The organism is Chryseobacterium bernardetii, assembly GCF_003815975.1.
GTDB classification, from domain to species: Bacteria; Bacteroidota; Bacteroidia; order Flavobacteriales; family Weeksellaceae; genus Chryseobacterium; species Chryseobacterium bernardetii.
On the sequence record NZ_CP033932.1, the window covers coordinates 483570 to 510288 of the forward strand.

At 35.3% G+C, this 26719-nt stretch carries 21 protein-coding genes; 7 read left to right on the top strand and 14 right to left on the bottom strand.

Annotated features, from left to right (window positions below; translation table 11 throughout):
* Positions 1 to 35: 35 nt before the first annotated feature.
* The 5 genes from EG339_RS02230 to EG339_RS02250 all read left to right on the top strand — a co-directional run bounded on the left by EG339_RS02230 (position 36) and on the right by EG339_RS02250 (position 9014).
* Complete coding sequence (locus EG339_RS02230; protein WP_164466399.1) at positions 36 to 6863, top strand: RHS repeat-associated core domain-containing protein; 6828 nt, start codon at positions 36 to 38, stop codon at positions 6861 to 6863.
* 23 nt (positions 6864 to 6886) lie between these two features.
* Positions 6887 to 7324 (top strand): hypothetical protein, encoded by a 438-nt coding sequence (locus EG339_RS02235; RefSeq protein WP_123868680.1) that lies wholly within the window; start codon positions 6887 to 6889, stop codon positions 7322 to 7324.
* A gap of 445 nt (positions 7325 to 7769) precedes the next feature.
* Positions 7770 to 8030 (top strand): ParB N-terminal domain-containing protein, encoded by a 261-nt coding sequence (locus EG339_RS02240; RefSeq protein WP_123868681.1) that lies wholly within the window; start codon positions 7770 to 7772, stop codon positions 8028 to 8030.
* A 10-nt stretch (positions 8031 to 8040) separates the two neighbouring features.
* Positions 8041 to 8436 carry a DUF6896 domain-containing protein gene (locus tag EG339_RS02245; protein ID WP_123868682.1) on the top strand — a complete coding sequence of 132 codons (396 nt, stop codon included), beginning with the start codon at positions 8041 to 8043 and terminating at the stop codon, positions 8434 to 8436.
* A gap of 254 nt (positions 8437 to 8690) precedes the next feature.
* Positions 8691 to 9014 carry a hypothetical protein gene (locus EG339_RS02250; protein ID WP_228459690.1) on the top strand — a complete coding sequence of 108 codons (324 nt, stop codon included), beginning with the start codon at positions 8691 to 8693 and terminating at the stop codon, positions 9012 to 9014.
* A gap of 412 nt (positions 9015 to 9426) precedes the next feature.
* Here the strand turns inward: EG339_RS02250 and EG339_RS02260 are convergent, their stop codons facing one another.
* Positions 9427 to 10329, bottom strand: coding sequence for a helix-turn-helix domain-containing protein (locus EG339_RS02260; protein WP_123868683.1), 903 nt, complete (start codon positions 10327 to 10329; stop codon positions 9427 to 9429).
* Between the two features lie 193 nt (positions 10330 to 10522).
* On the opposite strand from EG339_RS02260, the gene EG339_RS02265 reads away from it, so the two are divergent.
* Entirely contained in the window at positions 10523 to 11575 is a 1053-nt protein-coding gene (locus tag EG339_RS02265) for an NAD(P)-dependent alcohol dehydrogenase (protein WP_123868684.1), read from the top strand.
* A 51-nt stretch (positions 11576 to 11626) separates the two neighbouring features.
* On the opposite strand, the gene EG339_RS02270 is transcribed toward EG339_RS02265, so the two are convergent.
* Entirely contained in the window at positions 11627 to 12055 is a 429-nt protein-coding gene (locus tag EG339_RS02270; protein WP_123868685.1) for a winged helix-turn-helix transcriptional regulator, read from the bottom strand.
* Between the two features lie 170 nt (positions 12056 to 12225).
* Between EG339_RS02270 and EG339_RS02275 the strand changes: the two genes are divergently transcribed.
* The gene (locus EG339_RS02275) at positions 12226 to 13104 is read left to right on the top strand and encodes an NAD(P)H-binding protein (RefSeq protein ID WP_123868686.1); all 879 of its coding nucleotides are present in this window, start codon (positions 12226 to 12228) and stop codon (positions 13102 to 13104) included.
* A 120-nt stretch (positions 13105 to 13224) separates the two neighbouring features.
* Here EG339_RS02275 and EG339_RS02280 read toward each other — a convergent pair whose 3' ends face one another.
* From EG339_RS02280 to EG339_RS02335, 12 genes are all read right to left on the bottom strand, one after another.
* Positions 13225 to 16968, bottom strand: a complete 3744-nt coding sequence (locus EG339_RS02280; protein ID WP_123868687.1) for a WD40/YVTN/BNR-like repeat-containing protein — start codon at positions 16966 to 16968, stop codon at positions 13225 to 13227.
* A gap of 6 nt (positions 16969 to 16974) precedes the next feature.
* Complete coding sequence (locus EG339_RS02285) at positions 16975 to 17256, bottom strand: hypothetical protein (RefSeq protein ID WP_123868688.1); 282 nt, start codon at positions 17254 to 17256, stop codon at positions 16975 to 16977.
* A gap of 320 nt (positions 17257 to 17576) precedes the next feature.
* The gene (locus EG339_RS02290) at positions 17577 to 18860 is read right to left on the bottom strand and encodes an alkaline phosphatase family protein (protein ID WP_123868689.1); all 1284 of its coding nucleotides are present in this window, start codon (positions 18858 to 18860) and stop codon (positions 17577 to 17579) included.
* A 107-nt stretch (positions 18861 to 18967) separates the two neighbouring features.
* The gene (locus EG339_RS02295) at positions 18968 to 19804 is read right to left on the bottom strand and encodes a GNAT family N-acetyltransferase (protein WP_123868690.1); all 837 of its coding nucleotides are present in this window, start codon (positions 19802 to 19804) and stop codon (positions 18968 to 18970) included.
* 162 nt (positions 19805 to 19966) lie between these two features.
* Positions 19967 to 20746 carry a T9SS type A sorting domain-containing protein gene (locus tag EG339_RS02300; RefSeq protein WP_123868691.1) on the bottom strand — a complete coding sequence of 260 codons (780 nt, stop codon included), beginning with the start codon at positions 20744 to 20746 and terminating at the stop codon, positions 19967 to 19969.
* Positions 20747 to 20748: 2 nt separating this feature from the next.
* Entirely contained in the window at positions 20749 to 21273 is a 525-nt protein-coding gene (locus tag EG339_RS02305) for an ankyrin repeat domain-containing protein (protein WP_123868692.1), read from the bottom strand.
* Positions 21270 to 21815: a YceI family protein gene (locus tag EG339_RS02310; RefSeq protein ID WP_123868693.1), complete on the bottom strand. Its 546-nt coding sequence runs from the start codon at positions 21813 to 21815 to the stop codon at positions 21270 to 21272. The genes EG339_RS02305 and EG339_RS02310 overlap by 4 nt, the downstream gene beginning before the upstream one ends.
* Positions 21816 to 21825: 10 nt before the next feature.
* Entirely contained in the window at positions 21826 to 22173 is a 348-nt protein-coding gene (locus EG339_RS02315) for a hypothetical protein (RefSeq protein WP_225716699.1), read from the bottom strand.
* A gap of 1 nt (position 22174) precedes the next feature.
* Positions 22175 to 23017 (bottom strand): DUF5777 family beta-barrel protein, encoded by an 843-nt coding sequence (locus EG339_RS02320; protein WP_123868695.1) that lies wholly within the window; start codon positions 23015 to 23017, stop codon positions 22175 to 22177.
* A gap of 125 nt (positions 23018 to 23142) precedes the next feature.
* Positions 23143 to 23790, bottom strand: coding sequence for a Crp/Fnr family transcriptional regulator (locus tag EG339_RS02325; protein ID WP_123868696.1), 648 nt, complete (start codon positions 23788 to 23790; stop codon positions 23143 to 23145).
* Between the two features lie 212 nt (positions 23791 to 24002).
* Positions 24003 to 26189, bottom strand: coding sequence for a TonB-dependent receptor (locus EG339_RS02330; protein WP_123868697.1), 2187 nt, complete (start codon positions 26187 to 26189; stop codon positions 24003 to 24005).
* 36 nt (positions 26190 to 26225) lie between these two features.
* Complete coding sequence (locus tag EG339_RS02335; protein WP_123868698.1) at positions 26226 to 26714, bottom strand: hypothetical protein; 489 nt, start codon at positions 26712 to 26714, stop codon at positions 26226 to 26228.
* Positions 26715 to 26719: the final 5 nt, after the last annotated feature.

Consider the following 26719-nt stretch of genomic DNA (forward strand, 5'->3'; position numbering starts at 1 on the left):
TTTTAACTAAAATAATTTACTACAAAACAACAAATATGAAATTATTTTCATCATTTATACTGTCCTTGTTTTCAGTATTGGGCTTTTCACAGACCATACTATACCAGGCAGAAAGTACTTCGAGAACAGTGCAAGATCCACAATCAGTGATCCTTACCGAAGGCTTTCATGCAAAATCTGATGTTTCCAATCCTTTTGTGGCAAAAATAGGCCCTGCGACGGAAAATCCGGGCGGGGGGCCAACAGACTCTCAGGCGGGAAGCAATAATCCATCAGGAACTACGGCTCCGGCAGGACAAAGCTTTCATGATACTAAAGGAAATATTGAAGTAAATGGAGCCGGACAATTGCAATTTACTTTACCTATTGCTTTACCGCCGGGAGTGAAAAGTGCGGCCCCACAAATAAACCTCGTTTATACCAGTGGCTTCGGAAATGGTATTGCGGGGTATGGATGGAATCTTTCCGGGGTTACAACAATATCAAGAGTTGGCAGGAATATTGAAAAGGATGGAGAAGTAAAAGGAATACAATTGGATTATTCTGATTATTATAGCTTTAATGGACAGCGATTGATTCTTAAGTCTGGTGAATATGGAAAAGACGGGGCTGAATATGTAACAGAGAAATATTCCAATATTAAGATAAAATCTTTTGGCTCCGCATCAGGACAAGCATGGAAAGGGCCTGAATATTGGGAGGTAACTTTTGAGGATGGCTCTCAGTCATGGTATGGAGCAATCGCTTCCGGGAATAGTACAGCCAGAACACCATTGGAATATAATATTGTAAAATGGAAGGATGCACAGGGAAATTATATTACCTATAACTACACTCAGAACAACTCTAATAATGTGGCAGTAATTGCTAGTATTACTTGGGGTGGAAATGAAACTTTGGATAAACCTCATTTCAATACCATTGAATTTACTTATTTACCAAGAAAGATTATCGAAACATCTTATTTGAAAGGAATATTATTCAAACAAGATAAAATATTAGATCAAATAAAAGTTAAAGCTAACGGTTCTCCGTTTAAAAGTTATTCAATTCAATATTCCGAAACACAAAATATAGTTAATAATGATTCTAATAATAAAGTTAATTATGATTTTGTTGAAAAGATTATTGAATATAACTCAGAAGGAAAAGAAGCCAATCCTATAGTTTTTTCTTCAGCTACAATGGGCACAAGCTCTAATGAATATGATTTTGGGGATTATAATAATGTTATTACAACAGGGGATTATAATGGAGACGGTTTAGTAGATTTCATTGTAATGCAACCAGCACAAAATGGAAGACCTGAAGGATATTATATTTATTTTGATGCTATCAACAACAGCATCCCTTCTTTTGTTTATTTGGGGCCATCAAGCACTTATTGGCCAGGCAGTAGCTTTACAACATTTAACATAAAATCGGCAGACAATTACATTAAAACAAAGCAGGGGCTTATTATTTCAAAAAATAATGCAGGATATAACCCTCCTTCTTCAGGGGATATAGAACTTAAATATTATTCAATCAAAACTGACGGATCAGTTCTCAATACTTATAATAATCCTCTTGTTTTAGAATATGCTAAAACAATACAATCAGGAAGCTATGGGTATGCTGATTCTTTATATCCACCTGAAACTGACCCCGAATATATAGGGGGAATGAATGTCTCTCATCCTTCAAATATGAGGGAAGTGGATATTGATTCTGATGGGGTGTCTGAATTGATTTTGTCATTAAACGATAAAAAATGTAAATATGTGGTCATTGTACCTGATCCACCTAAAGGAAGATGGCAATGTAAGACATTGGGTTATAGATATGTAGTTGTAGATAATAATAATATACAAAATAATACAATCAGCATTATTCCGGAGACAACTCCTAAAAATATTTTAAGTAAGGGAGGGATTGTGGATTTTGATAATGATGGAAAACAGGATGTGATGTTTGTTGATCCAGCCAATACCAATGTTAGCGTTAGCTATTATACAAAAGACTATACGCAACCTTCTCCTGTTGTCAAGACCGTTGACACTCCACTCAATAATTTACATCAGTATGAATTAAAGAAAGTAAATAATAATTATGCTTTAAATTTAAAAAAGACATATTCCATAAAAGGAATAATTGATGGTATTCAATTTGGGGATTTAAATGGTGATAAGAATATTGAAGTATTATTACCAGTACATAATTTTGTTGGAATTACTGTTCTTGCGGGGTGGTCAATTTACTTGAATACAGGAAATGCCTTGGAAGAAAGTATTCAGGGGCTTATGTTTTATAGACCCTTTGATGTAACTGCTGTTGGGGCCAATTCTTTTTCTACCCCGAAATTACTTGATTTAGACAATGATGGGAAAAGTGAGATCGTAAATTCTGTTTCAACTTTCTACCCCAACAATCAGCCTTATACAAATTGGTATGTTCAAAGTTATAGTGAAGCCAAATATGATCCTAATAATGCACAATTCAAATGGTCATTTAATGAAAAAACACTTTATAATGCTACAAGAAATGAGGCAATAATAAGTCCTGTATTTGGAGATTTTAGGGTTAATAGTACTTCTTCTAAAATATTATTTCTTGTAAAAGGAATTAATGGTAATCATGAAAGAAAAATTATAAGCTACAAACATTATAGTCTCAATCCTGATAAAAATGTATCCTTGATATCACAGGGGTCACAAAATTATCATATAGATTATAAAGAACTTGATCCTTCTGTTAATTCTAATATTTATACTCCTATAAAACAAGAGCAATATCCATTTGTTGAAATGGACAGGCTTTCTCAAACTTTTGGAGTTTCTCAAATTCGCCAAACCGATGAACAAACCGTTCGAAAACAAGATTTCAGATACAGGGGATATATAGCTAATTTACACGGAAAGGGAGTAATCGGTTTTCGTCAAGCTGCTCGTTCTTCCTGGTACGCTGATGGGTTTGAGAATACCAAAATCTGGTCAGGAACTGAAATGGATCCCTTACAAGAAGGGGTTCCTGTAAAAGAATGGTCTATTAGAACCAATAATGAAAACCAGATATTTCCTGCGGATATTTCTGAGAATAACACCCAGTTGTTAAGTTTTAAATCTACTAATTACCAAATAGATAAGCTGTTAAATGGGCAGGTAATAACCGGAACAATTGCAGATTCCGATAAACCAAAGATAGTAACTGCTGTTGTTCCTAAAACCAGTAAAGTCAAAGACTTTTTAACAGGTATAATTACTGAAAATAGTATAACTTATGGAGAGTATTATCTTCCGGCACAAAGTATATCAAATGTTAATAATGGATATGCCATCACAACATCAACATCTGAATACACTCACAACCCTTCAGGAGTAGGCACAAATTATTATATAGGGCGACCAAAATCAAAGATTGATATAGTACAGGCTTATGGGGATACCAAATCAGCGAAGGAAGAGTATACTTACGAAAATAATCTTGTAAAAACTCTGAAAACCTGGAATCGTGATAATACCGGATATTTACTTGAAACATATAATTATGATGGATTCGGAAATGTTACCGGGAAAGTAATCAGTAATAGCATTGATCCTCAAACTCAAACCACTACAAGTGAATATGATTCTAAAGGGCGATTTGTAATTAAAAAAACCGATAATATAGGATTAATTACTCAAATTACGTATAACGATTGGGGGCAGATTGTAACGCAGACTGATCCTTTAGGAAATATTCTTACCAACAAATATGACAGTTGGGGGAAATTGTTGAGTTCCAAAAGTAATTTAGAAGGAACCACAACTTATCAGTATGAAAGAGATAATAACTCTAACATTATTGTTACCCAATATGATCCTGATGGGGATATTTCGAAAAAGTTCACCAATAAGTTGGGGCAAGAATATAAAACATCAACTAAAGCTTTTGGACAAGGACAGTATATTACCAAAGCTATTTTATATGATGCTTTGGGAAGAAAAACTTCTGAATCCGAATCTACCTTTAGTCCTGATGGCTTAGGTGGACCATGGAATCTAATAGCATATGATGATACTGTATTTCCTTCAAAGGTAACTGCTACTTCATATAAGGGTATTAAATTAGAGACCTCTGTCACAGGTTTAACAACGACAATAAAAGAACTCAATGGTTATCAGAGAACAACTTCTAAAACAGCAGATGCGTTAGGTAATGTAGTTTCAACTACTGATAAAGGAGGAACAATACAATTCTCATACAATGCAGCAGGAGAACAGATCAAAGCTCAATATGCAGAAAATATTGTTACTACCAAATATGATTCGTGGGGCAGAAAGTCAGAATTTAATGATCCATCCAATGGTACGTATAAGTATGAATATGATGGTTTCGGGCAACCAAAAAAAACAATCAGTCCAAAAGGAACGAAAGAATATAGCTACAATGACTTTGGACAGCTGATTGCTCAAAAAGAGCTTTCTACTACTGATGGTGGACAGGCTACCAACAAAATGATTTCTTATACTTATGATAATAAAGGAAGATTTGTTGCTAAATCAGGAACCTCCAAAGGACAGCCATATAGTAATAATGTTTCCTATGACCCACAAGGGAGATTATTATCATCATCTGAAAATAGTAATGGTAAATATTTTATTCAGAAAGGAATTACCTATGATGATAAAGGAAGAGTCATTTCTTATGAAAAACAGCTTTATTCTTCAGGTATATTGACCAAAGTACAGATTGAGAATGTTTATAGCGCATGGAATGGGGAGCTATACCAGCTTAAGGATAAAAACTCTGGGAAAATTCTTTGGGAATTGAAAGAAACCAATGCCCGAGGTCAAGTATTAAAAGCTAAATTAGGTGCAGTAGACATTAATAATTCTTATGATTATGTTGGTTTCTTAACTCAGGTTAATCATTCGTCGGCAGTAAAACCAGGTATCCTGCAACTTTCCTACTCTTTTGATGCAATTAAGAATGAATTGAAGAGCAGAACAACTGGTGGAGACTTCAATATTGTAGAATCATTCGACTATGATGATAATAATCGTTTAGTAAACTGGACTAATCCTGTAATAGGAGTTAAACCATCTTCTAACCGAAATGTTTATGACATTAAAGGAAGGATTATGGAAAACGATCAGGTAGGAACGATGAAGTATGAAAATGCTGCAAAAATCTACCAGCCAACAGGAATGACCCTGAATGCCACAGGGGTGCAAAATTATAGCAATGATTTAATTCAAAGTATTGTTTATAATGAGAATAACGACCCTGTTTTCATCGACGGAATGAAAGGGGATGTTGCTTTCCAATATGGATTAACGAGTATGAGACAAAGAGTTACCTATGGTGGTAACTTTAGTACAGATGTAGAAGGGAAGTTTACTAAATTTTACAGTGAAGACGGAAGCTTTGAAGTCGTAAAAGACAATACGACTGGAAAGGAAAAGTATATTCTTTATATTGGTGGAACACCATATGAATCAAATATTGTATATTTAAAGAACTTTACAGAGAATAGTGGTTCTTATAAATTTTTGCATAAAGATTATATCGGAAGTATTTTAGCTATAAGTGATGAAGCCGGAAATAAGCTTGAGCAGAGACATTTTGATGCATGGGGTAATTTTACTCATCTTCAAATAGGAAACGGTGCGATAATTACTGATAAAAATATAATTGATAATGCATCGTTATTGTTAGAAAGAGGATACACGAGTCACGAGCATTTTGCAGAAGTAGGCATTATCCACATGAATGGTAGATTGTATGATCCGTTATTAAGAAGATTCTTAAATGCGGATGAGAATATACAAGACATATTCAACACGCAGAACTATAATAAGTATGGATATGTATTCAATAATCCACTCATGTTTAATGATCCGAGTGGAGAGTTTGTTTTTGCATTTGTGGCTGCGTGGGGAGTTAGTCTTTTCTGGGGAGGAGTAATTACAGCAGCAATTATTGGTACAGCTGTTGGTTTGGCCGCCTATTCTTTAGGAGTCGCTATAAGTGGTGGTAAATGGCAGTTGGGTGGAGCGCTGAAATCTATGTTCTGGGGAGGTGTAAGCGGAGCGGTCACCTTTGGAATAGGTAGTGCATTTACCCCTGCCGCAGGAACTGTACTCACTTTAACAGATAAAGTGGCAAGTGCGATGGCTCAGGGATTAGTACATGGTTTTGCACAAGGTACTTTATCTTTAATGCAGGGAGCTAATTTTACTCATGGTTTTGCGAGTGGAGCTTCAGGAAGCTGGGGAGCTTCTTTATTTGGTGGTCTTGCAGGTAGTTTTGCTAATAGTGCCGCAGGAACAGTAGTATCAGGTATGGTGTTGGGAGGTGTAGCTTCTGAATTGACCGGAGGAAACTTCTGGGAAGGTGCTGTAGTTGGAGGGGTTGTAGCGGGACTCAACCATACGTTGCATATGATAAAGACAGAATCATCTAAAGATATAATAATTTTGAATGCTTCGGATGGTGCAGGAGGAAAGGGACATAGTGGATTAATAATAGGAAATGACAAGGATGGATATATCTATATGGTCAGTGATGGAAGAGTTGATTCTTCGGGAAGTACTTGGATGGGTGGAAGAAATGATTCTAATATAAAAACGTTTAAGACAAGGCAAGAAGCAATGGATTATGCAAAAACCCAATATCATTATGATGATTCAATTACAATAAAAACAACAGCCAAACAAGATTTGGGAGCTGCAACAAGAGCTATGAAACAATTACGAAGTAATTATCATTTCCTTTTTAATAACTGTAATCATATCATATCGGCAGCACTTTCGGGTGCAGGTTTGTCTCAATATGGAGGATATTCAGTAATCCCAAATTTTAATTTCAAAGAACTAAAAAATAATTTTCAGAAAAGATAATGATTAGAAAAAAATATAATTATTTGTCAATAATAATTTTGATTGCATTATTTTCAATTATAATATATTTTATAATTGGGGGAATAGCTATGGATAAGGGTGTTGGGAAATTTCATTATTCCAATTCCTTACAAGAAGCAGAAAAAGAAAAAACTCTTATTGTTAAATATCTTGTTTTTAATAAGAATGGAAACAAAATAAGTAATGCTTGGCTTGAATACGCAAGAAGTTATAATATTTTTGATAAGAAAAAAATTGAAAAAGATAAAGTATTATTAAGTATAACCGATGCAAAAGAATTTAAGATCAATGATCTTTATTTGGAAGCCTTTTTTAAAGATAAAAAACTAACAGTATTTGAAGATAAAGGAATTATTAGTGTTGTTAGAGTAGATAAAAATATGGACACTATTAAATTAAAACCTAACAAAGATGAAACTTTTTATGTTGTGAAAGAATAAATAAAAACTCTTCAAATGGTAGCTTTATAGTGGGACCAAATGGGGAGCATAATGGTTCTTATAAATTTTTACACAAAGACTATATTGGTAGTATTTTAACAATAAGTGATGAAGCTGGAAATAAGCTTGAACAGAGACATTCCGATGCATGGGGTAATTTCACCATACGTTGCATATGGAGAAGACAGTAGTAGAAGATAGTATGGATGGAGATTGTTTAACCTGCCCTAAAAGTGTTAAAGATGGACAAATTTATAGATCTATTATAGATGGCTCCAATATATAGAGATGGGAATTGGGTAGAAGTGCCAAGCAATACATTTTTTAAATATAAAGGAAAATCTTATTGGGCAATGTCCCCGATTACTGGTGATGTGCCAGTTAATCTGGGAGGTTCTGTGGGATTAAAGTTTCTTAAATATAGCTCAAAGCCCTTAAAAGTTTGATGTCAACGGAGAAATGTGCACAATCTGCAAAAACAGTTTCAAGTATTGCTAAAGCAATGAAAAATGGAGATATTTCTATGTTCTCGGAACCAATTCATACCTATATGTATAAGGGTAAAACATACATACTTGATGGGCATCATAGAATAAAAGCTGCTATAAAAGCTAACCAATCAATAGAAATAATCGAACTTAATATGGAAAGGGCAATTAAATTGTATAAAAGTAAAATAGAAGAAATTCATCAAGGATTACACTAAATTAAGAATTATGGAGATTTCAATATATTTATTAGATTATGAAAATTTTATTATTAAATTTGAAAATGCACTTAAAGAAAAATATCAAATAAAAGATGATATTTATGAATATATAGGCACTATTGTTAAAAAGAAAGATTCTTTTGACAATTATCAATATAACTTTCATGGAGCTGGTTGTAAAATTACATTTAACAATATAGTTTGTGAATATGATTTTTCATTAGATGAGAATAGTAAATATCAATTCTCCTTATGGAAGCTGAAAACTTTTATAGAAAGTTTTTATCAGAATAAGGTAGAAGATGTTGAATTAAGAAAATCCTTGGAAGATTTGGTTTTAAAAAACCTTTTAAAGAAACTAATTATAGAAGAAAAAGTCTTTGATATTTATTTGTTATATTAATAAATTGGAATCGAAGTTTCCAGCTTCGGGTAGTTTAGCTCCTTTAGGAGATGGTGTCTTGTTAAAATTGGAAGGAAAAATGCCACAAATTTTATTGCAGAAAGAAATGCCAAATATCCGATAGATAAATATTCTGTAAAGGTTGATGGGGCAAAGTAAAAGCATATTATAACAAATTATACGCTTCAGGAAGCCCATTAACGGGAAAGGATGGATATTCTAAATATGGTAGAGCTATTGATACATATAATTTAATGGGTCCAAGAGGAAAGGAAATAACTCAATATTATAAACAAGGATATAACCCTTATCAACATATTTGGGGACCTAATAGTTTTGCTATGAAAATAAGAATGATATTAATACTTATTTTAATATTCGGATCAGGTTTAAAATATCTTGATTTATGTATTTCTGAAAAATATGAAACACAATTCGAGGGATTAAACCCTACTGAAAATCAAATTAAAAAAGCCGAAGAATTGAAAGAGAAAAAAGAAACTAATAAAAAGATTGCTCTTTCATTGCTTGCAATTTATCCCGTTTCTAAAAAAAATAAGAATAAATCTAAACAATAACTCCCACCCGCTGCTCAAAGTCTGGAGACTTTGAGCCAATAAATAAGCATTTTTATAAAAGTTCTCCAAAGTCGGGAGACTTCGGAGAGCAGGGCAAACCGAAGTTTTATCCTTAAACCTGCTGTCAAAAATAAAATGATCTACAGGAACAGGTTTTTGAAATCTTTCTGAACGGGCATACCGAATACTTTTTGCCCTGATGATCCCGTTTTCTTTAAATGCTGTAATTGTTCCGAATTTGGTATTGAGAACCACCGTTTCTCTATGCTGTGAGTTCATTTTTTTAAACTGTGAAATCTTTAGCTTAAAGATAGTTCTGTTTTTTGAGAATAGAAAATTTATGTTGTTAATTAAACACTTATGAACACTCTAATTCCTACAAATAAATTATTTGTAACATTTGTGTTTAAGCTCAATTCAAATTCTTGTATTCACTTGGGGAAACCCCTACTTTGGTTTTGAATAATCTTGTAAAATGCTGTGGATATTTAAAGCCAAGATCATAAGAAATTTCGCTAATTGATTTTCCCTGATTTAAAATTTGTTCTTTGGCTATATCTATGAGTTTATTGTGGATAAATTCCTGTGGGGAAATTCCTAATTCTTTTTTAATAAGGTCTCCGAAATAATTGGCTGAAAGATTGAGTTTTTCTGCAAAATAATTCACCATAGGAAACCCTATATTTTTAAGGTTATCAGATTTTAAATACTCATCAACAAGGTTTTCAAATTTCCCGATCACTCCCTGATTAATATGGTCCCTGGTGATAAACTGACGGTCATAAAAACGCATGCAGTAATTGAGGAACAGTTCAATATTATTTACAATTAATGATTTACTGTGTTTATCAATTGGCTGTTCAAGCTCATGTTTTATATTGTTGAAGCAATCCAGAATAATCTCCCTTTCCTTTTCTGAAAGGTGTAAGGCTTCATGCACATCGTAGGAAAAGAAATTATAGTCTTTTATATTTTTCCCAAGATGAGTTCCTTTTAAAAGGTCAGGATGAAAAATTAAAGCAAAACCTGCCGGCTGAACAGATTTTCCCTGATTGTAAATTCCATAAGTCTGCCCGGGCGCAATAAAAACCAATGTCCCTTCCTGATAATCATAGCTATGTTTTCCATACTGCATGTCTCCGCACATTACATCTTTCAGGAAAACGGTATAAAAGCCAAATTTCCTCCTGTACTGACAAATGGGATCTGACTGGGAAAAATCAATCACATTAACCAAAGGATGTAATGTTTCATGATTGGCCATTTTATTATATTCTGAAACACTGTTATAGATTTCAATCTCCTGATTTTCCATGCAGTATATTTTAGAGTTCAAAATTACCAATTTTCTGGCATAACAGATACCGTGTATGTAAAATTGGTAAGTAATTCGGTAATCTGTATAAGCTCAGTTTACCGGAAAGTTTCGAATTTTGTACCGTTACGGAAATTTGAACAGATGGACCTGTAACATCAATTTATTAATTCAAATAAAAATACATAATCAAATGAACACATTTACAGTAAAAGCTTATGGAGCAGAATCTACCACAGCAGATCTGAAAGAAATGAATATTGAAAGAAGAGAGGTTACTCCCAAAGATGTAGAAATTGAGATTCTCTATTGCGGAGTATGCCACTCTGATCTTCATACAGCAAGAAACGACTGGGGCGGAACCATCTACCCTGCTGTTCCAGGACATGAAATTGTAGGGAGAATTACAAAAGTAGGAAGTGAAGTATCTAAATTTAAAGTAGGCGATCTTGCGGGTGTAGGATGTATCGTAGATTCTTGCGGGCATTGCAACAGCTGCCAGCATGATCTTGAGCAATATTGTGAAAACGGGTTCACCGGGACTTATAATGGAAAAGATAAGCATTCAGGAGGCCATACTTTTGGAGGCTATTCCCAAAAAGTAGTGGTAGATTCTCATCATGTACTAAAGGTTCCTGAAAATCTTGATCTCGCTGCTGTAGCACCTCTTCTTTGCGCAGGAATTACAACATGGTCGCCTTTGAGACACTGGAATGTAGGTCCAGATTCTAAAGTAGCGGTTGTTGGTTTAGGCGGATTAGGACATATGGCTATTAAACTTGCAAAAGGTTTAGGGGCGGAAGTAACTTTATTTTCAAGAACTCCCGGGAAAACTGAAGATGCCAGAAAGCTAGGAGCCGATCATGTTATTATTTCTACGGACGAAGAGCAAATGAAATCTGTAAAAGGAAAATTTGATGTGATTATTGATACAGTTCCATATGTACACGACGTAAATCCTTATGTTACGACTTTAAATATCAGTGGAACGCATGTTCTTGTAGGCTATTTAGGAGGCCTTGAACCTATTTTAAATACAGTTCCTATGATTCTTGGCAGAAAATCTGTAGCAGGATCTGTCATCGGGGGTATTGCGGAAACCCAGGAATTATTAGATTTCTGTGGAGAACATAATATTGTTTCAGAAATTGAAATCATCAAAATGCAGGAGATTAATGAAGCATATGAGAGAATGCTGAAAAGTGATGTAAGATACCGCTTCGTAATTGATATGCAATCGTTATAATTTTTCTATAAGATATACTCAAAGAGGTTTTTCATTTGAAGAACCTCTTTTTTATTGTTTAAGGTTTTCACCAAAGCCATTCTGATTTTTATTAATCCTATATCTGTTTCCATCAGCATATTTGTTATCATTCCTTTCCATATCGTGAAAAGCCCATGCTGCCATTGCATCAATAACAGGAGCCAGTTCATTGCCGGCTTCACTCAGTTTATAGGTAACATGTGGTGGCACTACTGGTTTTGCTGTTCTTATAATCAAACCGTCTGCTTCAAGCTGCTTCAAATGCTGAATCAACATTTTTTCTGTAACTGCAGGAATTGCTTTTTTCAATTCACTGTATCTTTTTTCTCCTGTGGAAAGATTAAAAAGGATAATGGGTTTCCAGAATCCACCAATTCTTTCCATGACATACATTACCGGACAATCCTGTACGACCTTTTTATTCTCCTGAATGGTTGAACTTTCTTTAATAGCTGTCATAGTTACATACTTTAGGGTAAGTACTTGTATAAAAGTAAGTACAAATATAACTTTGTCACAGGATATATAAAAGTATTTATGATAAAATCGCCGCTATTTGATTAATTCATATAATACAATAACTATCAAAACATTACATACAGTTATTACAACTCAATAAAAATTTACATATGAAAATTATCATCACAGGATCATTAGGAAACGTTGCCAGACCTCTAACAAAGCAATTGGTAGAACAAGGGCATGACATCACTGTTATCAGCAGCAATGAAGAAAGGAAACATGATATTGAATCTTTAGGAGCAAAACCTGCAATCGGATCTATTACTGATGTTGACTTCTTAACCCAAACGTTTAACGGAGCAGATGCCGTGTTCGTTATGACGCCTCCTGCCATCAGCACCGAAAATATTGTTCAGAACACCATCAATGCGGGAAAAAATTATGCAGAAGCATTACAAAATACAGGAGTTAAAAGAGCGGTAATGCTAAGCAGTGTTGGAGCGGGATCGCCAGTAGAAAACGGGCCTATCAAAGGTCTTCATCACATTGAAAAGCTTTACCAGGAAATTGAAAACACCTCATTTACTTTTCTAAGGGCAGGCTATTTTTACACTAATTTCTTCAATGATATTCCACTGATTAAAAATGCAGGAATTATGGGTGGAAATTATCCTGAAAACACGGAAATTCCAGTGGTACATCCGGCAGATATTGCCCAGGCAGCAGCCGAAGAACTGGTGAAAAATGAAACGGGTAAAAATATCCGGTATATTGTAAGCGATTCCCGAAAAGCTTCTGATTTTGCCAAGGTATTGGGTGCTTCTATTGAAAAACCCGCACTTCCGTGGGTGGAATTCTCAGATGAAGACTCTTTAAACGGAATGCTACAGGCCGGTTTACCACAGGATATGGCCGAATTATATGTTGAAATGGGGTTGGGAATGAAAACAGGAACCGTGCAAAAAGATTTTATTGAACACCATTCTCCTGTTACCGGAAATATTAAACTGGAGGACTTCGCTAAAGAGTTTGCAGCCCAGTTTTAAATTTAAAATTGTTGGAAAAAAAATAAAAAGACTCACCTGGCTGGTGAGTCTTTTTATTCTTATTTCTGTTCATAACAGGCAGCCCTTAAAGCCACCTGTTAATAAAATAAGGGTAATAAATTAGTTCTTAATTAATTTCAGTGCTTTGTTTTCTGTTCCTGTTTTTACAAGTACCAGATAAAGACCTTTTGTAAGACCTTTAACATCCATAACTATTTTTGGCCCTTTCTGCTGTTTCAGAGACATTACCTGTCTTCCGGAAGCATCATACACATAAACATCCACACCGCCTTTATTATTGGCAGGAAGCATAATGCCTGTAACGTCATCTGCCGGGTTAGGCACCAATCTGATTCCTTCTTCTGATTTCACAATATCTTTCACTCCAAGAGAAGAGGTAGGAACTATAGATTTAATAAGCCATCCATAAGAAGTAACCTCCGGATCACTGGTTAAACGAAGTCTCACTGCAATTTCATCCCCAGGGGCAAATGCTCCTAAATTTAAAGAACTGTTCTGGAATAATGTTTCATTCACACTAGCCGCCGGAAGAGCTGCTCCTCCATTGTTCCAGTTACTGAATGAAGCTTCGTCATAAACACCCATTGTTGTCCAATTCACAAGATCTTTAGATCCTTCTACATAAGCATAATCATATTGTGCTTCAGTAAGAGCCATATGTCTCATTGTCATTGCGGAAGCTGGTCCTACAATCACCGGAGTTTTCATATAAGTCTGATAGGTTGTATTGCTGGCATATGGATGTCCAACATTATTCAACACATTATAAGTAAATTTATTTGACACATTATCTACTACAAATTTACCGGCTCCAATATATACATCATTGCTGGTAAAGGCAGGAACATTAATAGCAGCGGCACCGCTATTAAAGTTAATAATATCAAAAGATTTCGTATCCTTGATTGTTTCCTTTGTTCCGTTAGAATATACCCCTGTAACCGAAATTGAGTGAACCCCTTCTGTTAAAGTTGAAGTAGTGGTAAATGTATAATCTGTATTGGGCTGAGTGCTGGAAATTGTTGAAACATAAGTATTATCAACATATACCTTCAGACTCGTGATTTGTGAATTTGTATAATTAAAGACAGCCTTAGCTTTCATATCATGAATGGCTACCTGATTAGCACTCTTTATAATTGGGCGTGCTACGTATTCCGGAAGCACGTAGGTTGCCAGCTCAGGAATAGTAGCTGTCCATACTCCTCTACCATGGGTCGCCAGAACTACCTGGTCATTCACAATTTTCATGTTCCAGATAGAAACCGGAGGCATAGTAGTTACAAGAGACCATGTTGCACCACTATCTACTGTTTCAAATATTCCAATATCAGTTCCAGCCCAAAGAATTTTGTCATCAAATGGCATTTCAATTAAACTATGTACCGGGACATTCGGGAAGCCTGTGGAAACAGATCCTGCACTATACCCGGAAATATCTGTCCATGTTGCACCAAAATCATTGGTTTTAACCACCTTTGGCTGGCCGGCTACAGAGAAAAGCACATAAGCTCTGGATTCCGTTGTATTTGATGCTGCTATTCCACTGATATAGTAGCTACCTGTTGTTGGCATGCTACCTGTTGTTTTGGTAAAGGTAGTTCCGTTATCTTTTGAAACGTTGATCTTATAAGCTGTTCCTGTTCCTCCTGAAACAGCAGATCCAGCCCAGACTACATCAGGGTTTGCTACAGATACTTTAACGGTTGCATATGAATCTCCTCCAAGCCAGGTTCCATTGTTTGCGACTGTAAAGGTTGTTAAGCCCCACGTCCTACCGAAATCAGGAGATTTCCAAACTCCTTTAGAGGATACTGTAAATATAACATCAGGGTTGTTATTGGCATTAGCTAATTTTGAATAGAATGGAGACAATGCCGATCCATAATCTGCGTTTCTGGCTGTAAAACGACCGTTAAGATTTACTCCCTGCTCTGTTCTTACAAAGTTATTATACTGTGACCCAAATATCATTTCATTAGGCTTATTATAGTTCCAAAGGGCTTCAAAGCCATCCCCTCCCAATAAGGATAAGTAGTTAGAAGTACTTGAAGACGGAGCTGTAATGGTAGCTGATGATCCGTTATCCTGAGCCCCAGTAACATAAGCATCTGCTCCGTTCTTTTTGTCTGCACCGTAGAACTGTGTGGTATTAAGTCCTGTTACAGGGCTACTCCAATCTCCCTGGGTTTCTCCCGGGTTTGTTTTATATTGTGTGGAATATACCCCACCGTCATTTGTCAATAATAATCTGAATTGTGCAGGGTTTGCCGGATCAACCTGGCAAACTATGCCATGCTGGTCAGGATGAACAGACGTATTAAGGTAGGAAGTATTATACCCACTTGCTATGGAAAGTACATTATATGAGTTATCCGTAGTATCTACTGTAACCTTTGCAACAGAAACTCCACCTACGTAAATAATATTTTCATTAAACGGATGGGCTGCAATAGCATTATCATACCATCCCTGATCTCCAAGGATTTCTTTACTGTTCCCGGTCTTATAAGTCAGAGCCTGAAAGTTGGTTCCTGCGTTGGCAGACATATATATTCCTGTAGTAGTACCTTCCTGGCAGCTCAGATAAATTTTATTCTGATTAACAGGAGATACAGCGATCTCTATTCTTTTTATTGCTTTGTTCAGAGCCAGTGCATCAAATACTTTTGTCCAGGTTGCCCCGCCATCTGCAGATTTAAGAACTCCTAAAGTATTAACAGAAGCATATATTGCACTGAAATCGCTGGTTGCAACAATATCCTGAGTAGAAACATAATTCGTTCCACTTACCATTGACCCTGTAAAGGTCTGGTTCCAGGTAGTTCCGCCATCCTGGGTTACATAGATTCCTTTTGAAGTAGCCGCCAACAGGTGGTTTGCATTGGCAGGGTTTACCAATAATCTTCCTACATCACCAAAAGCGGCAGTGTTCAATAATCTAGTCCAGTGTTCTCCTGCATCTGTAGATTTTATAAGACCTGTTCCTGTAATCTTATCTAAATTACCAAATGGCTCTCCTGTTCCTGCATAAACAACATTCGGATTTTGTGCAGAGATAGCAATTGTAGAAGTCGCCAAGTTAGGAACTGCAAAATCTGTAGTATTTTTCCATGTTGTTCCGGCATTATCAGTAATCCAGACTCCTCCTCCCACTGATCCTACATACCATTTGTTAGGATTCTGAGGTGAAACTACAATGCTCCTGTCTCTCCCGGGAATATTATTAGGACCTCTCTCTGTAAACACTACATTATTAATGGAATAGGTGCCGTTTTTAGCAGCAATTGCAGACTTCTGCTTAGCTTGTTTAAGAGTCGCACTGTTAAGCGCTTTGTCATATTCCTTCAACAAATTTCCATCTTCATAGAGCATTTTATTAGTACCAATCGGCATTGTGATCTTACGTCTGTACTCTGCCATTTCTTCAATTCCTTTTTTCTCTTTCACCCCTGTTTCCTGCTCCCTCAATTTTTTATCAGCACGATGCCCCATAACCATTTCTCCAGGTTTCGCCATGTTCATCAGCAACTCCTTTCTTAGCTGAGTTTCTTCAGCTCCATCACCAAGATTTTCAAAAATTTTATTAAACTTCGGGTCATTATAAGCAAGTATCTTTTTCAGATTTTGCTCTTTCTGTACCTGAGCATAAACTTTTTTATCATCTGAAACTTTAATCTTATCCAGTTCAGTTGATTCTTTTTCTTTCTGCCTACCTATTCCGTCAGTATTTGACGACGGTGGGCGGCTTGTGTCTGCCTGTGTATTGAAATGCTGACATGCATTCAATAAAAAAACAGCGCTTATTACAATTGCCCCATTTCTGATGTAGTTTTTTTTCATGTGTAGTTATTTTATAGGTATTAAAATTTTATTATCATTTTCCTTATCATCTACTTCTATTTCCGTTTTCATCACTTTACGATAAGGTATTATAACAAGAACATTATCTGATCTCCAATAAATGGAGTCTGCAAGAATTCTTGTTTCATTTTTTTTAAGAATATTTGTTTTGGCTTCTGTTACATAATAGGTAAGCCACCTTCCGGGGTCTAGAGGGTTATCTTCGAACTGATAAAAGAGAATAAACCTGTTATCAGGGCTTAGTTTTCTGGAATATTTATTTTCCATTTCATTACTTACAAAACCTGTTTTAACAGAGGGTTTACAACAAATCAACAACAATATTATTATACTGGTAAAAATTTTCATAAAATCCAAAATAATTCACTTTTAAAGATATAAAAAAAATAATATAGCAGTGATAAAAAATTGAAACAAAAACTATCAATAATCTAATCTATATTTATATTTTTAATTAATATTTACATATTGAATTTCAAAGTTTACCATAACATAAACAGTTTCGGCGCACCTTTGGTGCGCCGAAACTGTTTATGAAAGTTTATAAAAAAACCGCAAGATTGAGCGTCTTGCGGTTTGTTAGCTATTTATTTCTTTTCTTTTAAGATCTTTCCTAAAATCTTAAGTTTTCCATCAATAGGCTGTTCAATTTTTAATCCTAAAACCTCAGCAACTAGAGGATAAACATTGATATTGGTAAATTCACCGATTTCCATATTATTTTTGAACTCTGGTCCCCAAGCGTAAAAAGTTGCCTTCATTTCAGGGACAGCCTTGGGATTATACCCATGTTTCCCTACAGAAGTTTTCTTTCCTTTTTCAAGAAATATTTTCGGAGCTTTGGGAAGAAGAAGAATCTGCCCTATTCTGTTATATTTATCATCTCTTGTAGCGAAGTGAAGATATTTTGGTAATTTCTTATCTAAATAAACTTCATAATCGTCAGTTTTCTGAGCTTTTAATTCTTTATAAACTTTTTTTACCTCATCCGGGTTCTTCACATATACTCTTAGAAGGGTCTGGGAATTATAAAAATCAAATCTGTTTTTATCAAAAAGAAGAGCCGGAATTTCCAAAGGAGTTCCTCCATCAACCTTAATCATTCCGTGGTCTGAAACAAAAACAAAATTGACATTCTTTAATCCTAAATCATTTACTTTCTGAACAAGATCTCCAATAGCCTGATCAATCAGGTGAACAGCAGCTTCCGTTTCTTTGGTATCCGGGCCAAAGTGGTGACCGCTCCCATCCACCTCCGGAAAGTATAATGATATGAAATGTGGTCTTTTATCTTCCGGAAGTTTAAGCCAGTTCACAACTTTTTCTACTTTTTCGGATGGTGTAAATTTTTCATGATAAGGATAATAGTAGGTAGGTCTCATTCCTCCCGCATCACTGGCAGATCCTACCCACATTAGAGATGCAGATACCATTCCCTGCTTTTCAGCTAATCCCCAAAGAGGAATTCCGCCGTACCAGCTTCCGTCTTCTGCATTTTTTTTATTGCTCATCGCGTAATTTTCTTTTCTCTTATAATCGTAGAAAAAATTATCGATCAAACCGTGATGAGAAGGGTAAAGCCCGGTGATAAGGCTCCAATGATTAGGAAAAGTAATACTCGGGTAGCTTGGAATCATAGCTTCTGCTTTTACTCCGCTATCAGAAAGTTTCAACAGATTTTCAGCATTGTATTTTTTAGCATAATCATAACGAAAACCATCGGTGGAGATCATGATAACATATGGTTTAGACTGGGCTTCCAGACTGTTCAGCCGACCTGGCACTACTACTTGGGCAGTGTCTATAGCTCCCTGTTGGGCAAAAACTGTTAAGGAAAAAAAGAGCAGTAAAAAATATATTCCTCGCTTCATTATTTAAAAATTTTCAGCAAAGTTACATTCTCTACTGCTCCCTGAAAAGTTTAAGAGGTTAAAAGTATATTAAAAACCTTTTATTTTTAAATGGAAATAAAAACCGCTTAAATGTTACGTATCATTTCAAACTGGGATAACCAATTTTGAAGCCCTATTTTTTTATCCAGAAATGCGTCTGTCTCTTTAGACGTATCATCAACATTATTAATCGCGACAGGCTGTCCATCAGCAATAGCAGCAAATAGTGCAGAACCTATTCCCTGTTGTCTATAATCTGTGTGTACAGCAATCTGAAGCACTTTGCTTGCACCAGGATTGTAAATGATATATCCTACCAGCTTTTCATCCGAATAAGCTCCCAAAGTCTTATACATTTCCGGCATAGGATTCAATACATAAACAGATCCCTGCCATGACGGTTCAATATCCCAAAAAGTACGGAGATTCTCCCATTGAAGGTCCTTCATTTCTTTTATGGTAATCATAGAGTTTTCCAGCCCTGAATTGATATTTCCTTTAAAACAAAGCAATTTTCTAATGATGGTAAAGCCTAAATTTTCATAAGCCCTGATTGCTGCAGTATTTCCCTGAATCACTTCAAGCAGCAATACATCCGCTCCTCTTTCTTTTAAAACAGGAATGATAAAGTCATACATTTTCCTTACAAGCCCTTTTCCTCTGCTTTCCGGCACAACACCGGTTCCGCCATTGTAAATAATTTTCTTCCCGTTCTCCTGCTTTTCGGATTGAAGGATGAAACTCACTAATTTTCCTTCTTCAAAAGCACCCACTGAAATATTCATATCTAATTTTTCAGCATTAATTTTTGCGGCAAGTACTTCTTTTGTAAGATGAAAGGGAACGATATAATCGGAAAAAGAAAGGTTAAATATGGCTAAAAGTTCATCTATTTCAACATTGGCTAAGGTTTTAAATTCCATTGGCTGTAAAAATGTTATAAGGCTAAAAAAACTGCCTTTTGTTAAGGACCAAGATTCACACAAATATATAAATTTTAAAGCAGAGCTGGTTTAAGAAAAAAAATGATACCCCTAAAAGATCAGAGGTATCCGTTTTTAAAAAAGATATTTAGGTGTGTTTTTTTATTCTTTGATTAGCTTTTCATAAGACAGGTTTCCATCTTTAAGCAGGATTTCAATATAGTAATTTCCTGGTCTTAAATCTTCAACACTCATGCTTTCGCTTTCAGGTTTTACTGATTTTACCTTTCTGCCGGCTGCGTCGTAGATATCAACAGACTTTATTTTATCAAAGTTTTTGAAACTTACTGTTGCTTTAGCAGGGTTAGGGTAAAGAACTACTTTTTTACTTTCAATAGCCAGATCGTTAGTCCCTAAAACAGATGCAAATGTACCCGTCGCATAACCTGCAACTCCGCCATGCCCACTCGCTACATTAAAAGTAGCAGAACCTGGTCTTACCCCTGCAATATTAATTGTATTTGTAGTAGAATATGGGAGTTGATAATCATTCGTATCAGAATTTGTAAGATCTCTGGTTAATGTTAAAGTTCTTATTCCGGCATTCACATTATCGCTTACAATAGTCCAGTTCTGAGTTGCATCAACCGGAGGCTGCATAATTCCACTGAAATTCCTGTCTGTAAGTGCAGGTGTAGTTTGTGTTGTATAAACCAAAGCATCTCCCGCAGACATACTAAAACCTTGATCTACTCCTATTCCAAATCCAAACCACCTGTCTGACGGACCTTTCAAAACCAGTGTAACTTTAGAAGTTGTGTTGTCTAAAGTAAAATTTGCAATCATGCCATTACCTGACAATGTCATATCACCTGTAGATTTTTGCTGTGAAAAGCTTGAAACACCTACTAACAGAGAAAGAAAAAATACAATTCTTTTCATATTTAATTTTTTAAAAGGTTGATAATATCTTTATTATTGGTTTGCAAAGCATATTCAAAAGGAGTCATACCTTGTGAATCTTTGATAGACTTATCTGCTTTATTTTTGAGTAATAATTCAGCTAACTCTTTATTACCAAATTTCACAGCCCAAAACAGTGGAGTAGCTCCTGTTTCATCTGCAATATTTGGATTGGCCTTCTTATTTAACAAATACACTACCAGATCTTTATTATACTTTACAGAAAGTCCTGATAAGGCTGTTCCTTGCTGACTTTTATAATTAATGTCTTTCACATTATCTATCAAAAATTTGGCTACTTCAATATTGCCCCGATAGCATGCTAAAATCAAAGGTGAAAAACCATTTTCATTCACCTGATTAATGACATCCGGATTCTGCTTCATCAATTCCTGTACTTCAGCAACTGTTCCGCTTCTGGCAATATCAAATATTGATTTGACTTTTTCCTGGGCAGATAACAATGAGCCCAGGAATAGTCCTAACAATAAGATTATATTTTTCATTGTTTTACCATTACATAGTTGTATTCGATATTTACATTTTCAGCAACCTTTTTGGTCACCATTTTAGGGATGGTAACTTTATAGTCTGCCGGTCTTGCTGCAAACTTACCCTGCATATATATTTTACCGTCTTTGGCATACAATGTGGCAGCTGAAGTAACGGCCTTATCTACTCCATGAAAATTAAGAGTTCCCTGAACTGTATATTTCTGTGGGCTGGCAGAAAGCTTCGTTTTATCAAAATTGACAATCTTTCCTTTGAAAGTTGTTTTAGGGTATTTTGCAGATTCTGCATAGCTCTCGTTGAAGTGTTCTTCCATTAATTTGGTTTTAAAATGAAAGTTTTTAACTGTTGAGACTGATGCCATTTCACCACTATCTGCATTTAAAATCACAATATTATTGTCATCCTGAGCAAAAATATCATCAAACAGGGGAACAGAAGCTTCAAAACTTACTTTTCCTGTTTTAGAGCTATATTTTTGTGCTGAAACATATCCTGCAGAAAGCAGTAATATGCTTAATAATGCTAATTTTTTCATATCACTTTTTTTAATTTTCATTCAATCCGTCTGCTTTCCACTTAATAAAAATGTTGATCTGGGCTGAAGATAAAGATCCTCCCTGAGGCATTTTGCCGGGATCTCCATTTGGTCTTTGGATACGGTCCAGAATTCCTTCTATATTATTTTTTACCTGATCATAAGTAACCAGCGGTTTAAAACTCCCCGCAGAATGGCAGCCTATACAACTGTTGTCTACAATAGGTTTTACATCTGCCGTATATTTTACAGTTGCTGTTACGGGTGTATTATCAGAAATTTCTTCGAAAGTTCTGCTGTCACAAGCTGTCAGAATGATTGCAGACGACAGTATCAGTAATGATGTTAGCTTTTTCATATTAAAAAACTCTATAAAGATTAAACCCAAAGAAAATATGCCCTTTTCCCCATGATCCTGTAGCATTGGTAAGATATCCTATATCTGAATTTATCTGGGAGTTTGTAAGTAAAAGTTGGAAGACATGCCCTCCGGTTTCTATATCTACCCCTAATGACAGTGGGTTTTTATAAAAACTGTGATCATCAAAGTTCACAAAATATTCTGCATTTAAGGAAACCCGTTTTGAGATCTTATAACGCCCTCCCAAACCTGCAAGAAACTGGTTTTTATTTTCAATCTTGGGTTCGTATAGATTTTTATGAACAAAAGAAGGAGTAAGCTGTAAGGAAAGTTTATCATTAAATCGTCTTGAGATCAGTGCCTGGGTAAGGTATGAAAGCCTGTCACTGAATTTCAGATGAGGATAGGTATCTTTCTTAAGCTCCGTATTGGCAGCCATTACATTATACCCCACAATATCAACCGGAAAATTTTCATTTTGCCTTACAAGTCTGTATTTAACTGCTCCTTCAAACGTCTTCATATTAGTTTCTCTGGATAGGCTCACAGATACTGCATCTGAAATACCGTAAATAACTCCCAATTTGGTTGAAGCATGGTCAAGGCCGAAAAAATCTTTAAATCCTGCGCTTACATCCCCGAATCTATGGGCAACCACGATATACCATTCTTTTTTAGAGGCCAGTTTTGTAGATTGTCCTGTTGCGATCTGAAGGGCTTTAAAGGCAGGTTGTGAAGTTTCGGTATTGGTTTTAACAGTGTCAATATCTTTCAGCAGATCCTCCTGACCAAAGGCAAGACCTGATGCAAATACCGACAAAAATAAAAGGGTTTTTGTCATATACTATTTGAATTAAATTACGATATGACAAACTTATTGAGTTCTCAATTCAAAAATAGGTGATAAAAGTCACCGAGCGAATTCTTTTTATCAATAACAGATATAATCTTTTGGGAAAATGTAAATTATTCTATTCCAAAATTTTCATGTATAATCACTTTTATTCCTGCTTTGGTTTGTAAGATGTCACCTTCATTTTCAATTTTTTTCAAAACCCTGCTTACAACTTCTCTGGAAGTTCCTAGATTATTGGCAATTTCCCTGTGTGTGATTTTTATAGGATTATGTCCTGTAGCAGATACCTGTTGTTTGATATAATTAAGAACTCTTTTATCAAGACGATGAAAAACGGCATCGTTTACCATACTCATTATCTCTGAAAAGCGCTTGTCATATTCACGATAAAATAATTTATTGATCTCCGGAAACCTCAGCAGCCAATCATGCATAATAGAAACAGGAATTAACAATGCTTCTGAATCTTCCTCTGCAACAGCATATACCCTGCTTATGTAATCTGTAAAAATAGATGAAAACGTCATCAGGCAACTGTCACTTTCTTTAATATAATAATAGATAAGCTCTCTCCCATCATTCAAAGTGAAAACTTTTATAGATCCTTTGATTAAAAACGGGACATACTTATTTTTCTGCCCTTCTCTCACAATTTCAGTCTTTGATTTTATATCTGCTACAACAGCATTCTTCTGAAACTCATCCAAAAAGTCGTTTCCCAAGAACCCGAATTTCTGGATAATAAATTGATTGTTCATACCTATTTCTGTCAATATTTTGAAACAAATATATAAAACAGCACCAATTATTTAATAAAAAATAAAATAAATCAATTATCAATAAATAAAATCTACATCAAACTCTCTTTGTATAAAGATTTGCCTTAAAATAATTCACTATATTAATAATACGTAACAAAAAAAAACTGTTCCATAAATGAAACAGTTTTGTAATAATCTATATTTTAGGATTAGAATCTGTATTTCAGGTTTACACCATAAAAGAAATAAGAAGTGTTTGGCCCCGGATTTACATCTGTAGCTACACCTTTAGCATAACCACTTCCTGCATCGGAATCATTGATACTATTTCCTAAGAATAAAAAAGTATAGTTGATCTGATTGGTAAGATTGTTTCCCATCACATAAACATCCACATCCAATTTATTAAAGGTTTTTTTAAAACCCAGCTTTGAATTCAACAACCCAAACCCTTTTACAAGATTAGCATTGTTGAAATCCGCATACACATTACCTAGGTAATTGTATGTATTAATAAGATAGAATCCCGGTTTTGTATAGATATCCAGACCAACTGCATATTTATTCCTGGGAACTCCCACCACAGTTTTATGATCATATACCATTAATTTTCCTACAACCTTTCCTGTAACGGGGTCTATATATTTAGGATCATAAACTGAAAAGTCTTTATACTTTGTATCATAATAAGAAAGGTTAACAAACGGCACCACTCTTTCAATAAACGAATTTTCTGATCTGTACTGATACCCTACACTTACTTCAAGCCCGGTATTTTTCTGGCTTCCGGTATTTGCCCAATATGTTTGATTAGCCATATTTCCAGGGATTAACAATTGTGTAAGTTTATCCGAATAATCTATCCTGAATGCTGAAATACGGTAATCCAGCTTTGTGTTCATTAAAAGCCCATGTACACTGAAATCTACCATTCTTGCACGTTCAGGTTTTAAATCGTCATTCATAGTATTGGTCCCTGTGATATATGATGAAGTTGCTGTAGGAGAATTATACCCTTCACTATAACTTAGATTAAAGATCTGATGTTTCCATTCTTTCTGGAGTGCAAAATGAGGTGTATACGCTACATCAAACTTTTTCTCAAATGATTGATCTTTGTGCCCAGGAACCAAATCTGGGAATGCATACAGATCTTTTCTATCATAATTCGTTCTGTTTGCGCTTAACCCCGCAAGTAAGGTAAGTCCCCAGGGTTTATAAGTAAGATAATCAATTGCAAAATAAGTTGACTGATTATTGTTATACTTAAAATAGGAAGCTCCTGCCATTCCGGTTGTCTGCAAAGGGTTTGTTTCCGAACCGGTAAAACGGTAGCTTGACGTAGTGGAAACAGAATTCTGAACTTCTAAACCGAAATCCAAACGGTTTTCAAAATCTTTAAATTCATTCTTTAATGTAAATGTAGAACGTAAACCCACATTTGGAGAACTTGTAACACCATATGCACCGGCAGAAACACTTTCTGTATTTCCATTGTAATAAAACAGAGTGGTATAGTTTCTTAAATTAGATGTAAGGCTTACCATATTGCTAAGTCCCACTCTTGTTGACTTTATTTTTGTTCCGGAATTTTTACGGATATAGGCTGGATTTCCATTATCAATACCTGCGTAATAATCATTGTATGAAATCTGTCCTGAGGTATGTTCATAAGAATAGGCCTGGCTTGCAAAGAAACTTAACTGGTCTTTTTTACCAAGCTTAACAGTACCGTTCACATTAAAGAAATTCTTTAGTCCACCACCATTAGGTCTGTATCCGTCAGTTTCAAGATGCCCGTATGCTGCACTTACTGAATAATTTTCATCTGCAACATTCAGTTGTGTTCTTGACTGGAATGTTTTAAATGCCCCGAACATTGCATTTTCTGAGATGGATGCTCCTTTTGTAAAGTCAGGACGGGTATAAAAGCGCACAGCTCCTCCAACTCCACCTCCATACATTGTTGCTGCAGGACCTTTAATAACTTCTACATTGGTAACATAGGCAAAATCAACATCATCCAGAACGGTTACTCCTTCAGCATTGGTTAACGGCATATTATTCCAGTAAGCTTTCACTCCCCAGTTATTGAACTTCTGATCGTTTCCATATCCCCTAAGAACAAGTCTCTGCCCACCAAAATTGGTTCTCTTATCCACCTGAAGCCCTGGCATAGTAGACAGCGTTTGGTCGATTGCAGCTGGGTTATTCCTATTAAGATCTTCTTCAGAGAGCGTTTCTACAGATTGTGCATGTCTTTTGAATTCTGCGCGTTCCTGTTTTATTTTCTTTCTGCCAAGGATATTAACTTCATCAATTGATCCTTCCTGTATCTGCTGAGCATGAGCTATAGCGCAACCTAACATTGCTGCTATGCATATATATTTTTTCATTATTTAAAAATTAGTTATCATTAATATTATATTCACTTAAGCAAAGCGAAACTCCGGAGGCGGAATACTAATGGATAAATAATGAGTACTTTCTGATAGGTAGTAGTGATTGGGTATTGTGTTTATATCCAGTATTAAAAAAAGAGGAAATTCTTTTCCAACAAGAATGGTAAACCGGGATGTTTTAAGCAGATCTTTCCTAAGCCCTGGCAGATCAATCTGAGTTCTAAGATTTCTTTTTTTAACGGTTAATTTCTTTGAAAGGTCTACTAGTGAATTGATGATAATATCTTTCTTATCAAGGTAACAGAAAAAAAGTTTTTTCCCATTAATCCTGCTCACCTGAACTACATCATAAGAAAATCCGTTAAGTACAAACTCTTTGTCTTCTTTCCATTCCGCTTTTATAAGATCTTCTTCTGTAAAGCATACAGTTTTTGATTTCTTTAAAGGATGCCGGGTAATATGGTACTGTGTGTGTTCATATATTTTTCTTTTTACGTGAGAAACAACCGTGTAAGCCATATTAT